We start from the raw sequence: 14,485 nt of genomic DNA, 5'->3' as shown, positions 1-14,485 counted from the left end.
CCCGATCAGCTTGCCGCGCCGTTGCCCAGGGCCTGCGCCATCTGGTCGGCGGTCATCTTGTTGGCCCCTTCCGCGGTCTCGTAGTCCTCCTTGACCTTCTCGAGCGCCTTGGCGGCGTTCCAGAGGTCCTCGGCGAGCGTGCGGAGCGCGGTCTGGGTGCCGTCGTAGAGGCCGGCGTGCCGCTGCGCGAGCGCGGCCGCCCGCTCGAACGACCCGAGCGGGCTCTTCCCGTCACCGCCGCCACCGATCCCGGCCGCGCCGCCCGCCGGGTTGCGCATCCACTTCCGGATGTCCTCCTCCATCCGGTACGACTGGCTGTTGAGGAAGTCGGCGTGATCGTTGAGCCACTTGATCGCGCCTTCGAGGCTGCTCGCGTCCCACTCGGTGGTGGCGCCGGCGCCGCCCGGTGCGGGGGTGAGGTGCGTCGGCTTGTGCGCCTTGTTGACGTTGTCGGCCGTGTAGCCGTCGAAGTAGACGAACGGCGTGATGGTCGGCGCGACCGGCACGTTGGGGGTGTCGACCTCGATCTGGTCCGGCTGCTTGGTCCTGTCGTCCGTCATCGGTTCCTCCCCGTTGCCGACAGACTCTCTGGCTTACTGGTGGTGCCCGCCCTGGGCGGGCGGGGCCGGCGGAGGCGTCGCCCCCGGTGGCAGCCAGCCGGCGCCGGGCGGCGGCGCGGCGGGGGGTGCGTAGGGACCGGCCGGCTGCGACGGCACGCCGGGCGGCGTCCCGTACGGCGGTGGGGCCGGCGGGTACGGGCCGGGCGCGGGCCGGGTGCCCGGCGGCGGGAAGCCCGGTCCACCGGTCGGCGGGCCCGCCGGGGCGGCCGGGGCGGCCGGGCGACGCCGGGAACGGCGGACCAGCACGAAGACCACGATCGCCACCGCCAGGGGCACGAGCAGGCACAGCGCGCCCTGGACCAGGGCGCCGGCCCGGTTGGTCACGCCGAACGAGACGGCCGGGCCGTCGTCGGACTCGGACGGCGCGGGACGGGGCGAGGCGTTCCCGCCGGCGGGCGCCCCGGCGAGCAGCGGGTTCGCGTCCACGGCGGGCACCTGACGGGTCAACGCCGCGACCGGGTCGACCGCGCCGAAGCCGTAGTCGTCGTCGCGACCGGCCGGGCCCCGGTCCTGGGCGGTGCGGATCAGCCGGTTCACCACGTTGGCGGCGTCCAGGTCGGGGTACTTGGCGCGCACCAGCGCCACCACGCCGGACATGATGGCCGCCGCCTCACTGGTCCCGCTGCCGACGCTGTACCCGTTGTCCATCACGGAGGTGGGGCGGGGCGAGATGATGTCCTGCATCGGCGCGGCCAGCACCGCCTCCCGCCCGGTGGCGCTGCCGGAGTTCGCGGACCCGTTCCTGCCCAGACCGGTGACCGCGATGACCCCGGGGATGTTGGCAGGCGAGATGATCTCGTACTCGCCCTGCTTCGTGTTGCCGGCGGAGGCGACCAGGACCACGTTCTTGTCGTTGGCGTACCGGACCGCGTCGACAAGCACGGGGCTGCCCTTGCCGCGGCCGCCGATGGACATGTTGACGACGTCCGCGCCCCGGTCGACCGCCCAGCGGATGCCCTCGGCGATCTCGTCGTCGTTCATCCGCTCGCCCAGCGACACCGGCAGGATCTTCGCCTCGGGCGCGATGCCCAGCTGGCGCATCGCGCCGCCGCCCTTACCGGCGATGATCCCGGCCATGCCGGTGCCGTGGGCGATCCTGTCGTCGGTGCCCCGCCCGTCGGCGGTGGTGTCCGCGCCGATCCCCCGTCCGGCGAGGACCTGACCGCGCAGGTCCGGGACGCCGGGATCGACGCCACTGTCGAGCACGGCGACGGTGACCCCGCGCCCCTTGGTGATCTTGTGGGCCTGGGGGATCTTGAGCGAGTCGAGATACCACTGCAGGCCGCGCACCGTGTCGGCGCGGGCCGGAGCCGGCGCCACCAACGGTGCCGTGCCGGTCGTGGCCACCAGGGCCAGCACGGCCACGGTGGACCGCAGAGACTTCCCCGTACGCATGACACTCCCAGGACCTCGACCGGCGACAACGCAGTGCGGCTCCGGTCCGGTCGAACCGGACCGGAGCCGCGACGGCTGATTATCTCAGCCCCACACCCTGGCGTTGCTCATCTCGGTGGAGACGTAGTTCTCGCGCGCCACGCCGACCGCGCCACCGATCTCGTTGAGGATGCGGTTGATGTCGCGGACAGCGGTGTCCCACTGCGCCTGGTGCTGCTCGTAGGCGGCCCGGTCCTCACCGTCCCACTGGAGCTTCGACAGCATCGACCGCAGCGTGTCCAGCTTCTCGTCGATGGTCTTCGAGATGGACTGCATCTGCTGGTTCGCGCTCTCGAGGACCGCGTAATCGACCTTGATGCTCATTGATTCCTCCCCTGCTCGTCTCGGCGGATCACGGGTTGAGAGCAGAGTGGAACTTGTCCAGCATCTGCTGCTGCTCTTCGTCGTTGACCTGGTGCGTCGTACCCGACTTGTCGAGCAGGTCGGCGATGTTGTCCATCGCCGTCAGCAGCTTGACCGTGTCCTCGTTCCAGCGCGTCATCAGCGACTGGAAGCCGGTGGACGCCTGCCCCTTCCAGGCGATGGCCAGGTCGTCCACGACGTTCCACAGCTTCTTCAGCTCGCCGTCGACCTCGCTGCGCGTGGACCGCACGTCACTCGCGGCGGTATGCAGAGTCGCTGCTTCGACCTCGAACGCCATGCTTCACACCCTTCCGTCTTCTTGTGGCGGCGGAAACTGCCGCGCCCTCCCCCGCGGCAAGGCCGAACCCCACCGACGGACACTCATGGGAGACGGTAGCTCACCGTGTCCAACGGCCGCAGCCCTGCCCGGGGCGGGACGTGACGTGTTTGGTGTCATTGTGGACAGACCTCACCGCCACGTCCACGTCGATACCGTCAATCGACGAACGTCACCATTCGCCGCGGCCACGACGGGTGGCCGGGAACCCACCCCGGCCACCGGAGGTCAGACCGGCTCCACCCAGGCGGTCTGGATGAGCTGCTGACCGTCCCGGCGACGCACCAGGGTGCCCCGTCCCGGCGGCTGTGGGCTGGGCCGCAGCGTGCCGAAGACGGCGCCCTCCTCCCGGTTGCCGGACATCAGCAGGCCCGGCGAGTCCAGCTCGCGCAGACGTTGCAGCACCGGCTCGTAGAGGGCCCGGGCGACGCCACCGACCCGTCGGGTAACGATCAGGTGAAGCCCGATGTCGCGCGCCTGCGGCAGCAGCTCGTGCAGGGCGCTGAGCGGGTTGCTGCCGCCGGAGGCGACCAGGTCGTAGTCGTCGACCAGGATGTACAGGTCCGGCCCCTTCCACCAGCTGCGGTCCCGCAGCTGGGCGGTGGTGACGTCCGGGCCCGGCAGGCGGTTCTGCAACGCCGAGCGGATCGAGCCGAGGCCCTGGCTGAAGACCTGGTTCGACGGGGCGTAGTCGAGCAGGTGGTCCCCCTCGACCGCGCCGAGCAGGCCGCGCCGGTAGTCGGCGATGACGATCCGGGCCTCGGCCGGGGTGTACCGCTCGACGATGCCCCGGGCGATCAGCCGCAGCACGTTGGTCTTGCCGCACTCGGCGTCACCGAAGACCGTGAGGTGCGGCTCGTTCGCCAGGTCGAGGTGGACCGGGGCGAGCGCGGACTCGTTGACCCCGATCGGCAGGCCCGGCGCGGACCGGTCGGAGATCCGCAGCAGCTCGGCGAAGGGCAGCTTGCGCGGCAGCAGCCGGACCTTCGGCGCCGGCTCGCCCGGCCACGCGTCCGCGACGTGCCGCGCCAGCTTGACCGACGCCTCGGTGAGGTCGTCGATGTCCCGGCGGTTGTCGATCCGGGACACCGCGGCGAGGAAGTGCAGCTTGTCCCGGGTCAGGCCGCGTCCGGGCGCGCCGGTCGGCACGTTCGCCGCGGCCCGCCGGTCGATCTCCGACTCGTTCGCGTCGCCGAGCCGCAGCTCCAGCTTGGTGCCGAGCAGGTCCCGCATGTTGATCCGGATCTCCGCCCAGCGGACCGCGGTCAGCACCACGTGCACACCGAAACCGAGGCCACGGTTGGCCAGGTTGGTGATGGTCTGCTCCAGCTCCTCGTACTCCTGGCGCAGCGTGTTCCAGCCGTCCACCACGAGGAAGACGTCGCCGAACGGGTCGTCGGCGAACTCGCCGGCCGCCCGGCGGCGCCGGTAGCTGGCGACCGAGTCGATGCCGTGCTGGGCGAAGCGGGTCTCCCGGTCGTCCAGGACGGCCACCACCTCGGCCACCGTACGGCGGACCGCCTCGGTGTCCCGCCGACCGGCGACGCCGGAGACGTGCGGCAGCCCGTCCAGGCTGCGCAGCGCGCCACCGCCGAAGTCGAGGCAGAAGAACTGCGCCTCGCGGGGGGTGTGGGTGAGCGCCAGCGAGGCGATCATCGAGCGGAGCAGGGTGCTCTTGCCGCTCAGCGACGCCCCGACGATGACCACGTTGCCGCCCGCGCCGGCCAGTTCCACCATCATCGGGTCGCGCCGCTGCTCGTACGGCCGGTCGACGACGCCCACCGGGACGGTGAGCTGCCCCCGGCCCGGCCAGGTCGCGGTGCACAGGCCGAAGGTCGAGTGGACGGCCAGCGGCGGCAGCAGCTCGACCAGGCTCGGCGGCTCCGCCAGCGGCGGCAGCCACACCTGGTGGGCCGGCGCGCCCCGGCCCTTGATCCGGTCGATCAGCACGTCCAGCATCGCCACGGCCTTGCCGTCGGCGGGCTTCTCCTCCGCCGGGGTCGCCTCGACCGGGGTCTGCGGCACCTGCACCGGCACGAAGTTCACCCCGTACGGGACGATCCGGCGCTGCACCATCGCCCGCGACGACTGCGGGCTCTGCCCCGGCGCCCGGTACGGCCCGGAGACGTACGCGGCCCGGAACCGCAGCATGGTGCTGGTGTCGGTCTTCAGGTAACCGTGGCCGGGCGCGTTCGGCAGCTCGTACGCGTCGGGCACGCCGAGCACGATGCGGCTCTCCACCGCCGAGAAGGTCCGCAGACCGATCCGGTACGACAGGTGGGTGTCCAGGCCCCGCAGCTTCCCCTCCTCCAGCCGCTGCGAGGCGAGCAGCAGGTGCACGCCGAGCGACCGGCCGAGCCGGCCGATCATCACGAAGAGGTCGATGAAGTCCGGCTTGGCGGCCAGCAGCTCGCTGAACTCGTCGCAGATGATCAGCAGGCTGGGCATCGGGTCGAGCGGCTCACCGGCCGCCCGCGCCTTCTCGTAGTCGAACCGGGAGACGTAGTTGCCGGCCGCCCGCAGCACCTCCTGCCGGCGGGTCATCTCGCCGGCGAGCGCGTCGCGCATCCGGTCGACCAACGGCAGCTCGTCGGCCAGGTTGGTGATCACCGCGCTGGTGTGCGGCAGCGCCTCCAGCGAGGCGAAGGTGGCACCACCCTTGAAGTCGACCAGGACGAAGTTGAGCTCCTCCGAGGAGTGCGTCACGGCGAGCGCGCCGACGATGGTGCGCAGCAGCTCGCTCTTGCCCGAACCGGTCGCGCCGATCACCAGGCCGTGCGGGCCCATGCCCTCGTGCGCGGACTCCTTGAAGTCCAGCTCCACGACGTTGCCGTCCGGGCCGACGCCGAGCGGGATGCGCAGCCGGTCGCGGTGGCTGCGGGGCCGCCAGGTCTGCTGCACGTCCACCGCCGCGGCGTCGCCGACGCCGAGCAGGTCCGGCAGCTCCATGCTGCGCGCCAGCGGCTCCTCGGAGGTGGTCTGCTGCTGGGAGAGCCGGTACGGGGCGATCTGCCGGGCCAGCCCCTCGGCCGCCTCGGCGCTGAGCCGGTCCGGCGTGCCGAGCCGGGAGTTCGCGGTGCCCCGGACCAGCTCCAGCGAGCTGCCGTCACCGGCGTCCAGGCAGAGCAGCCAGCGGCCGGCGTCGCGCGGAACGGCGCCGGAGAGGTCGATGGTGGTGACGCCGAGCAGCCCCGCCCCCATCAGCTGGCAGGTCGCCGAGACCTCACCGCCGTCGATCACCACCACCACGTGCGGCGCGGTGGTCAGCGGCTTGGCCTCCGGGGTGAAGCGGGGCCGGCCGGCCAGTTCGGCGGAGAGCGACTCCTCGGCCTCGGCCAGGCTGGCGAAGACGAGCCGGCGGGCGCCCGCCGCGTCCGTGCGCGCGCTGTGGTGCGCGTGCGGCAGCCACTTCACCCAGTCCCACGCCGGCTGCCGGTCCGGCGCGGCGACCACCGCGAGGATCAGGTCGTCCGGGGCGTGGAAGGTGACCAGCTGGGCCAGGGCGGCCCGGGTCAGGTCGAGCACCGGGTCCCGGTCGCCGCGCAGCACGATCCGGCTGAACGACCGCAGGGACAGCGCGGTGGGCAGGTCGGGCACGCTGGAGTGGGCCCGGACGAACCGGCGCAGCGCGATCGCGCTCATCGGCTCCAGGTCCTCCACCGGCTTGGTCTCCGGGGGGACGATCTCCACGGCCAGCCGCTGCGGGCCGGTGGCGATCCGCGCCTCACCGAAGTCGTCCTCGGTGATCCGCCGTTCCCACATCCGCCGGGAGGCGGCGATCGACCAGAGCGCGTCCGGCTCGGGGTGCCGCCAGGTCATCGCGGCCCGCTGCTGCTCGGCGGCGCGGCGGGTGCGCTTGCGCATCTGGGCCAGGTAGCGCATGTAGTCGCGCCGCTCGGCGTTCAGCTCGGCCTTGTCGTTGTTGCCGTGGCTCATCGTGCCGAGGGCCATGCCCAGCATGGAGACACCGAACAGGCCACCGGCGACGTACGTCATGGTGCTGCCGCCCCGGCCGGCGTAGAGGAAGGCCATCGCGCCGACGCCGCAGAGCATCGGCAGGATCATCAGCATCTGGCCCAGGCTGCGGGGGGTCTGTTCGGGCAGCTCCGGAGGAGACTCCAGCAGAACCTCACCCCGGGGCAGCGGTGGCCCCGCCTTCCGTGGAAGCCGACGGAACACGACCGTGCTCACGGCTGTCTCCTCCCCAAGAGCGGCCCTGACGCGGTACGCGACCGACCGGAGTCGTCGGGTGGGCATCGTACGCGCCCGCCATCGTAGGTAATCTCCCGTGGGCGTCGTGGACCCGCGGGGGCGAGCCGCCGGCCGAGGTGGATCTGAGAGAGCACGAGGAGGCCACAGTGGCGACGAAGTCGGCGACCGGTGGACTGAGCCGGATCACCATCGTGGCACCACGGACCAGGATGGATCTGGCCCTCCCGTCCGACGTGCCGTTGGCGGACCTGCTGCCCACCCTGCTCCGGTACGCCGGGGAGGACCTGGCCGACGAGGGCGTACGGCACGGGGGTTGGAGCCTGGCCCGGCTCGGCGGGCAACCGCTCGACGGTGGCCGCACCGCCGCGCAGCTCGGGGTCCGCGACGGCGAGGTGCTCTACTTCAACCCGCGCTCGGCCGCCGCCCCGGAGATCGTCTTCGACGACGTGGTGGACGCGGTGGCGACCGCCACCAACCAGCGCCCGGGCACCTGGCAGGTCGGCACCACCCGCTCGTTCTCGGTGCTGCTGGCCGCGGCGGCGCTCGGTGTCGGCGCGGCGGTCACCCTGTTCGCCGGGCCGCCGCAGCTGCCCGGCGCGGTGGCCGCCCTGCTGGTGGCGGTGCTGCTGATGGTGGCCGCGGCGGTGCTGTCCCGGGCGGCCGGCGACAGCCGGACGGGTGCGGTGCTGGCGATGGCCGGGGTCGGCTACGCGGCCGTCGGCGGCCTGCTGGTGCTGGCCGGCGACCGTGGGCTCGGCGAGCTGGCCGGCCCGCACGTGCTGCTCGCGGGCACCGCGGTGGTGCTGTTCGGGGCGATCGCCGGGCTGGCCGTGGGCGACCGGATGCCGCTCTTCCTCGGGGCCGTCACCGTCGGCGCGGCGACCGCCGTCGGCGCGCTGCTCTCGCTGGCGTTCGGCCTCGGCGCGGCGGCGGCCGCCGCCATCGTGGCGACCGTCGCGTTCGCCACCCTGCCGGCGCTGCCGATGACCGCCTACCGGCTGGCCCGGCTCCCGGTGCCCTCCATCCCGACCGGCCCGGAGGACCTGAAGACCGACACCGAGACCGTCGACGGGCGGCGGGTGCTGCGGCAGAGCGAGCGGGCCGACCAGTTCCTGACCGGTCTGCTGTGGACGGTGTCGCTGCTGGTGCTGGGCGGCCAGATCGTGCTGGCCGGCAACGGTCGACTGCCGGCGGTGCTGCTCTGCCTGGTGCTGGCGCTGCTGTCGCTGCTGCGTGCCCGGCCGTTCATCGGGCGCGCCCAGCGCACCCCGGTGCTCTTCGCCGGTTCGGTCGGGCTGGCGCTGGCCGCCTGGGCGACCTTCGCCGGCGGCTCGCTGCCGACCCGGCTGGGCCTGGTCCTGGGCGGGGTGGCGCTGACCGTGGTGATCAGCCTGATCTACGGGCTCAGTGTGGCGGGCAAGCGGATCTCGCCGGTCTGGGGCCGGGTGCTCGACATCGTGGAGATCCTGCTGATCGTCGCGGTGGTGCCGCTGGCGTTCTGGGTGTGCGGCCTCTACGGCTGGATCGTCAATCTCCGACCCTGATCGTCCCGGCCGCGGTGGCGACCGGCGTGGTGGCGTAGACCCCGGGCCCGTGCTGGCCGTCCAGCGGCCGGGCCGGGATCCCGCTCCGGCGGGCCACGTCGCGTACCACCTTCACCAGGGCCTCGACGTGCCCGTCGAGGGCGGCGACCCGCAGCAGCGGCGGCACCGGCCGGCCGCCGGGCACCACCACCGTCGCCACCGTGTGCGACGGAGCGGAGGTCGCGGTGACCGCGTCCACCAGCGTGCCGAGCGACGCCCCGGGGCGCTTGCGCAGGGTCAGGCAGCGCTGCGTCCAGCCGCCGCCCCGCAGCCCGGTCCAGGTCTCGGCCGGGGCCGCCGGGGCCAGGTCGAGGCCGGCGGCGGAGACGACCGCGGCCCGCAGCTCGTCCCGGCCGAGCACCCGGTGGCCCAGGCCGGCGGCGTTCAGCGCCTTGCCGAGGCGGCCGATGCCGGCCGCGACGGTGCGGTGCACGCCGTGCATCCCGCCGCCCCGGGTCACCGCCTCGGTACGGGCGTCCGGCACCGACAGCCGCAGCGCCACCCAGACCGTGCGGTGGGCCGCCGGCGGCGCGCCGGGCGCCGGGTACCAGACCAGGGTGTGCGAGACGACCTGGGTGAGGGTGACCGGGCCGGAGAAGTCGGCCAGCACACTGAGCACCCGGTCCACCGTGGCCGCCTCGATCGCGCCGGCCGGTGCGCCGGGCCGGCCGGTCAGCACCACCGCGGCGAACCAGCCCCGGCCGTCCTGCCCGATCCCGAGCCGGGTGCCACGCTCGGTGAGTTCGATCACACTCAGCTCGGGGGTGAGCGCGGCCAGCCGGGGGTCGACGACCTTGCCCTGCGCGACCGCGGCCCGCGCCTGGTCCCGGCGGCGGCCCAGCCGGCGACGCAGCAGCAGGTCCTCGTACCACCAGCGGCCGCCCCGGCGCAGGAAGGCGGCCGCCAGCACCAGCACGACCAGGCCGCCGACCGCCCCCAACAGCCAGCCCGGGCCGCCCGTCGCCGCCCAGACGGCGAGCGCGCAGAGCTCCACCAGGACGAGCTGGCCGACCGCGACCGGGCCGATCCGTCCGCGTCCGCGCCGGTCGGCCGGCACCACCGGACGGTCGTCGGGGACGGCCGGGGTGGTGGGCGTACGCCCGGGTGGCGCCGCAAGCTGCGTCATCGGTGAGCGTCCCTTCTGGACATCGTGGAGCATCCGCCGGTGGGTGCGCCGCCGGTGGGCGGGCGGGGGTCCGTCGACCCGCCGACGGCCCTTATCGTAGGGAAGCCCGCGACGGAGTTGAGCCCTGATCGTCGTGGACCCGTCCCCGTCGGAGGTCAAACATGCGGACCCGCCGCGATCAGGTGCAGGCGTACCGCTTCGTCACCCGACGCATCGTCTCGGGGATGCTCTCCGGCGACCCGGAGACCACCAACCTTCCGATGCGGCGGCTCGGCATGGCCGTGGCCGGCAGCGTGCTCGCCGCCACCATCGTGCTCGGCGGCGCCGGGGCGTACGGGCAGTTCACCGGCAACACCGCGCCGTTGGAGACGAACACCCTGGTCATCGAGCGGGAGACCGGGGCGACGTACGTGTACGCCGACGGGGTGCTGCACCCGACGTTGAACTACACCTCCGCGCGGCTGATCCTCAACGAGGCCGACGCGCCGGTGCGGACGATGTCCCGGGCGTCGATCGCCGACCGGCCGCGCGGTCGTACCGTCGGCATCGTCGGCGCCCCGGACGCCCTGCCGGACCGGAAGTCGCTGGTCGGCCTGCCCTGGTCGGTCTGTGACGTGCCGGACCCGGGCGACTCCCGGCGCTCCACCACCCGACTGGTGATCGACCGGCCGCTCTCCGGCGGCACCCCGCTGGGCGACGAGGCGGTGCTGGTGCGCGGCGGCGGGCAGCGGTTCCTGCTGGCCAACGGCGCGCGGGCGCAGATCGTCGGCGGTGATCCGGCGCTCGCCGCGCTGAAGATGACGAACGCGACCACCCTCGACGTGGGCGCGCCGCTGCTCAACGCGGTGCCGGCCGGCCCGGCGCTGCGGCAGTTGGGCATCGAGGGCGACGGCGCGCCGAGCGGCCGGACGGTCGGCGGCCGGCAGGCGCGCGTCGGCGACGTGTTCCGCGCCGCCGGCGAGCACTACGTGCTGACCCGGGACGGCCTGGTCTCCATCGGCGAGGTCAGCGCGCTGCTGTTGCAGAGCGACGGCGGCCAGGTCACCGACATCACCCCGGACGAGGCCGGCCGGCTGCTGACCGACGAGCGGCTGGAGGCCGAGGGGACGCTGCGGACGCTGCCCGCGCTGCGCCCGGTCCGTCCCGGCCAGTCGGTCGTCTGCGCGACCTACCGGCCCGGTCCGGGCGGCGGCCCGCCGACCACCACCCTGGAGGTCTTCGACCGGGCGCCGGCCGAACTCGCCGACGGAGACGGGGTGCGGGCGGCCCGGCAGGGCCCGCGCGACGCGGTCGAGACCGCCGACGAGGTGCTGCTGCCGGGCGGCCGGGGCGCGCTGGTGCAGGCCGCGCCGGGAGCGGGCGAGGGTACGGAGCCGGCGGCCGGCGCGACCGTCTACCTGATCACCCCGCAGGGCATGCGGTACCCGCTGGGCAAGCGCTCCGGCGACGCGGTGGCCGCCCTCGGCTACGGCGGGGTGAAGCCGCTGGTGGTGCCGGCGTCGCTGCTCTCGCTGGTGCCGACCGGCCCCACCCTGGAACGGCAGGACGCGCTGGCCTACTTCGCGCCGGACGACGGGGCGGGCAGCCCGTCGCCGACGGCGCGGGGCGAGGCGTCGGAGTCACCGGCGCAGGGCGGCTGAGCGCGGCCGGCACTTCGACGGGTCGCCCGGGCTGGCGCCGGTCGACTAACCTGGGGCCGACGGTATCGACTATGGACAACGGGGATGCTGCCATGACCGGGCGTACGACAGTCGACGTACTGTCCTTGGAGGATTTTCACCAGCGGTTGGCGGACAGGCTGACCCAGGCCGAGGCGGCCCTCAAGAAGCTGAACACCGAGTTGCAGTGCCGGCCGCCGGCCCTCGGGACCTTCGCCGACGGCACCGGCAACGCCCGCCGGTACAGCGAGATCCAGGCGAGCTACGCCGAGCGGGTGGGGCGGCTGCGTCGCGCGGTGGAGGCGTCCCGGGCCGCCACCAACACGATCATGACGAACTACCGCACCACCGAGGCGCGCAACGCGGCCAACGCCAGTGACATCGCCACCGCGCTGAACGGGGTGAACGAGGCGCTCAAGGAGCGGGGGGACCGCAGTGTCTGAGTACACCCAGCGCTACCAGCACGTGAGCCACCGCGAGCTCTACGACGCGGTGCGTGCCGGTGACCCGCAGCAGGTGGAGGGCCTGGCCAGCGAGTGGAGCTCGCTGCGCGACACCCTCGACGGCCTGGCCCGCGACCTCGACACCGACCTCGAGAAGCTGGCCCCCGCCTGGACGGGGGACGCGGCCCGCGAGTTCCACGACCGGCTGTCGCTGGTGGTGCGGTACTCCACCGAGCTCGCCGAGGGCGCGGCCGACGTGCGGCAGGCGCTCAACCTGATGGCCGGCCAGCTGCGCACCGCGCAGCAGAAGGCGGAGAGCCCCGAGGCGACCGACGACCACGACAAGGCGATCGACGGGGCGACCAAGGGCGCGCTGCTCGGTGTGCCGGGCATGATCGTCGGCGGCATCATGGGCCACCAGCAGGACAAGGCCGAGCAGGAGAAGGCCCACCAGCGGATGGTGGAGGTGGTCGCCGACCTGGCGGCCGGCTACGAGGTCGCCCGGTACGGGCGGATCGTCGACCCGCCGGCTCCGCCCACGCGGCTGCCCGGCGACACCGACCGCGGCGGCGTCCCGGCGCAGCGCGGGCCGGCGGTGGGCACCCCGTCGTCCGCGCCGACCACGGGGAGCTTCGGCCCCGGCGGCAACGCCACCGCCACCACCACGGGCGGCGTGTCCCAGGGCCCGGGCACCGGGTCCGGCGGCACCGGCACGGGCGGCACGGGCACCGTCGGAACCACGACCGGCGGTCCGGGCGTGATCGACGGCGGCACCGGCACCTCGCTCGCCGGCGCGGGCCCGGTGACCGGCGGGGTCGGCGGCGGCTCCGGCCTGGCCGGGGCGAGCCCCACCACGACCGGTGGGCCGGGCACCGGCTCGGGCCCGATGCTCGGGGCGGCCGGCCTGATGGCCGGCGGGGTGCTCGGCACCGGCGCGCTGGCCTCCTCGGGCGGCCGGGCGCCGGCCACCACGCCGAGCCGCCCCGGCGCTCCGACCGGCATGGAGAACCGTTCCGCGGCCGGCACCGGCCGGCTCGCCTCCGGTCAGCTCGGCGCGGGCGGCAACAGCGGCCGGCAGGGCGCGAGCGCGGCGAACCGGGCGGCCACGGCGGGCGGCGCCGGTCGCAACGGCGTGATCGGTGGCCGGGGCCAGCACGCCGAGGACGACACCGACGAGCGGATGACCTGGCTCACCGAGGACGAGATGGTGTGGGGGGACGGCGGCACGACCGCGCCGCCCGTGCTCGGCGGCGACCGCTGAGCTGACCGCGTCGAGACGGCCCACCCGGAAGCGCTCCGGGTGGGCCGTCCCTCGTCCGGGGCCGGGCCGACTCTCGTCCTTGCGATCGTGGGCCGCCGTCGGCCGCGCACGGTCGTCAGGGTGCCGGCGAGCGGCGTACCGATCGGTCGGGTCGAGGTCGGGTCAGCAGAAGCTGCCCGCCCGGGTCGTCCCGCCGTCCTGGCGGGTGGTCCGGAAGTCGCAGAGGTCGTACCCGTTGGCGGTGAGGGCCGCCTTGGTCTCGGCGGTCTGCCCGGCGGTGAGCGACGGCTCCCGGGACAGGACGAAGCCGCTGCTGCGGTCCGGGTCGCCGACGACCGCCCAGCGGTACTCCGGGTCCAGGCCGATCACGATGTAGTTCGGGCCGCCGAAGTAGCGCCACTCACCGCCGAGCTTGAGGAACGACACCGTCAGGGCCGAGTTGGCCGGCGGGTTCTCGCTGCGGGCCCGGCCGGTGACCGAGCTGGTGGTGCCGATGATCGTCCGGCAGCTGTTGCGGACGCCGACCGTGCCGTCGGGCTGCACGTCGTACCGGGCCTTGACGTTCTTGAAGCACTGGATCTCGAAGATGGCCGGGATCGCGGCGACCTGGTACCAGTCGCCGGCGTACCGCTGGACGTCGACCGCGGGCACCGGGGTCAGCGACCCGGTGTCCACGGCGGTCGCCGCCTGCGCGGGTACGGCGGTGGCCAGCACCGTGACGGCGGCGGCAGCCGCGACGACGGCTCCCCGACGGCGAACTCCCATGGTGTCTCCTCCGGTCTCTGCGGCTCGTACGGCGGCGGCGCGCCGGGGGCGACCGTTCGCCCCGAGCACGGCCCGGAAGTGCCCGGATCGGTCGGCCGGAAACTGTCGTCATTCTCATCTCCGTCGATGCATCCGGCGGCTGTCCGGCCGTCGTATCCCTCCTCGGGAGAGGTCCGTCCACATCGCACGCCGTGGCCCGGGTCACCCCGAACGCGGCCGTCGTGACGCTGCGCGGACCGCGCGGCGGCGATAGGTTGGAGACGTGCCCGTAGCCGCCTCCCGCCCGATCCGGACGGTGACGCTGCGTGCGCTGCGCGATCTCACCCGGCTGGCGGTGACCGCCCTGGTGCTCGCCGTCGGCGTCGGCGCCGTCGCGGCCGGCCCGGCCGCCGTCGCCCCGGTCGCCCCCGGCGTGGCGATCTCCCGGACGGCCGAGCTGCCGGCCGCCGCCTCCCGGCCGTCGACCGACGAGCAGGTCGCCGACGCCCCCGCCCGGCCGCTGCCGGCCCGGCGCGCCACCGTCCCCGCCGACGCGCCGACCGCCTCGACGGTCCCGGTGGCGACGGCGGATCCGGTCCGGGACGCCACCGGCCGGCGCGGCCCGCCCCGCGGCTGAGCGTCGCGGCGTCCCGAGGGCACCGGCCGCCGCGCATGGTCGCGGCCCCTCGTGGGTACGTCGACCC

12 protein-coding genes are annotated in these 14,485 nt (G+C 74.4%); 5 read left to right on the top strand and 7 right to left on the bottom strand.

Annotated elements, in window-relative coordinates:
- Positions 1–5: 5 nt before the first annotated feature.
- The 5 genes from GA0070614_RS18765 to eccCa all read right to left on the bottom strand — a co-directional run bounded on the left by GA0070614_RS18765 (position 6) and on the right by eccCa (position 6,945).
- A complete protein-coding gene (locus GA0070614_RS18765) occupies positions 6–560 on the bottom strand; it encodes a hypothetical protein (protein ID WP_088977189.1) in 555 nt (184 codons plus the stop codon).
- Positions 561–593: 33 nt separating this feature from the next.
- Positions 594–2,015 carry a S8 family serine peptidase gene (locus GA0070614_RS18760; protein WP_088977188.1) on the bottom strand — a complete coding sequence of 474 codons (1,422 nt, stop codon included), beginning with the start codon at positions 2,013–2,015 and terminating at the stop codon, positions 594–596.
- A gap of 84 nt (positions 2,016–2,099) precedes the next feature.
- Positions 2,100–2,378, bottom strand: coding sequence for a WXG100 family type VII secretion target (locus tag GA0070614_RS18755; RefSeq protein WP_088977187.1), 279 nt, complete (start codon positions 2,376–2,378; stop codon positions 2,100–2,102).
- A 28-nt stretch (positions 2,379–2,406) separates the two neighbouring features.
- On the bottom strand, positions 2,407–2,715 hold the full coding sequence (locus GA0070614_RS18750; protein WP_088977186.1) for a WXG100 family type VII secretion target: 309 nt from the start codon (positions 2,713–2,715) through the stop codon (positions 2,407–2,409).
- Positions 2,716–2,982: 267 nt separating this feature from the next.
- Positions 2,983–6,945, bottom strand: coding sequence for a type VII secretion protein EccCa (eccCa, locus tag GA0070614_RS18745; RefSeq protein ID WP_088977185.1), 3,963 nt, complete (start codon positions 6,943–6,945; stop codon positions 2,983–2,985).
- Positions 6,946–7,082: 137 nt separating this feature from the next.
- Here eccCa and eccD point away from each other — a divergent pair, with 137 nt between their 5' ends.
- A complete protein-coding gene (gene eccD / locus GA0070614_RS18740; RefSeq protein WP_331715088.1) occupies positions 7,083–8,510 on the top strand; it encodes a type VII secretion integral membrane protein EccD in 1,428 nt (475 codons plus the stop codon).
- Here eccD and GA0070614_RS18735 read toward each other — a convergent pair.
- Complete coding sequence (locus tag GA0070614_RS18735) at positions 8,494–9,675, bottom strand: type VII secretion protein EccE (protein ID WP_088977183.1); 1,182 nt, start codon at positions 9,673–9,675, stop codon at positions 8,494–8,496. The two genes, eccD and GA0070614_RS18735, sit on opposite strands and share 17 nt — an antisense overlap.
- A gap of 161 nt (positions 9,676–9,836) precedes the next feature.
- On the opposite strand from GA0070614_RS18735, the gene eccB reads away from it, so the two are divergent.
- The 3 genes from eccB to GA0070614_RS18720 all read left to right on the top strand — a co-directional run bounded on the left by eccB (position 9,837) and on the right by GA0070614_RS18720 (position 13,037).
- Positions 9,837–11,315, top strand: coding sequence for a type VII secretion protein EccB (gene eccB, locus GA0070614_RS18730; protein ID WP_088977182.1), 1,479 nt, complete (start codon positions 9,837–9,839; stop codon positions 11,313–11,315).
- 146 nt (positions 11,316–11,461) lie between these two features.
- On the top strand, positions 11,462–11,776 hold the full coding sequence (locus GA0070614_RS18725) for a hypothetical protein (protein WP_231933325.1): 315 nt from the start codon (positions 11,462–11,464) through the stop codon (positions 11,774–11,776).
- Complete coding sequence (locus GA0070614_RS18720; RefSeq protein WP_088977180.1) at positions 11,769–13,037, top strand: WXG100 family type VII secretion target; 1,269 nt, start codon at positions 11,769–11,771, stop codon at positions 13,035–13,037. Before GA0070614_RS18725 ends, GA0070614_RS18720 begins: the two co-directional genes overlap by 8 nt.
- Positions 13,038–13,199: 162 nt before the next feature.
- Here GA0070614_RS18720 and GA0070614_RS18715 read toward each other — a convergent pair whose 3' ends face one another.
- Complete coding sequence (locus tag GA0070614_RS18715; protein WP_088977179.1) at positions 13,200–13,802, bottom strand: lipocalin family protein; 603 nt, start codon at positions 13,800–13,802, stop codon at positions 13,200–13,202.
- A 262-nt stretch (positions 13,803–14,064) separates the two neighbouring features.
- On the opposite strand from GA0070614_RS18715, the gene GA0070614_RS18710 reads away from it, so the two are divergent.
- Positions 14,065–14,418: a hypothetical protein gene (locus tag GA0070614_RS18710; protein ID WP_157745039.1), complete on the top strand. Its 354-nt coding sequence runs from the start codon at positions 14,065–14,067 to the stop codon at positions 14,416–14,418.
- The last annotated feature ends 67 nt before the right edge of the window (positions 14,419–14,485 follow it).

Origin of the sequence: Micromonospora coxensis (genome assembly GCF_900090295.1) — a bacterium.
Classification (GTDB): Bacteria; Actinomycetota; Actinomycetes; order Mycobacteriales; family Micromonosporaceae; genus Micromonospora; species Micromonospora coxensis.
The sequence above is the reverse complement of the archived record's forward strand: the minus strand, read 5'-3'. Positions and strand labels throughout refer to the sequence as shown.

Bases quoted from the DNA above. Each gene is read 5' to 3' on its own strand.
- GA0070614_RS18765 (WP_088977189.1), bottom strand. From the start codon at position 560: ATGACGGACGACAGGACCAAGCAGCCGGACCAGATCGAGGTCGACACC.
- GA0070614_RS18760 (WP_088977188.1), bottom strand. From the start codon at position 2,015: ATGCGTACGGGGAAGTCTCTGCGGTCCACCGTGGCCGTGCTGGCCCTG.
- GA0070614_RS18755 (WP_088977187.1), bottom strand. From the start codon at position 2,378: ATGAGCATCAAGGTCGATTACGCGGTCCTCGAGAGCGCGAACCAGCAG.
- GA0070614_RS18750 (WP_088977186.1), bottom strand. From the start codon at position 2,715: ATGGCGTTCGAGGTCGAAGCAGCGACTCTGCATACCGCCGCGAGTGAC.
- GA0070614_RS18735 (WP_088977183.1), bottom strand. From the start codon at position 9,675: ATGACGCAGCTTGCGGCGCCACCCGGGCGTACGCCCACCACCCCGGCC.
- eccB (WP_088977182.1), top strand. From the start codon at position 9,837: ATGCGGACCCGCCGCGATCAGGTGCAGGCGTACCGCTTCGTCACCCGA.
- GA0070614_RS18715 (WP_088977179.1), bottom strand. From the start codon at position 13,802: ATGGGAGTTCGCCGTCGGGGAGCCGTCGTCGCGGCTGCCGCCGCCGTC.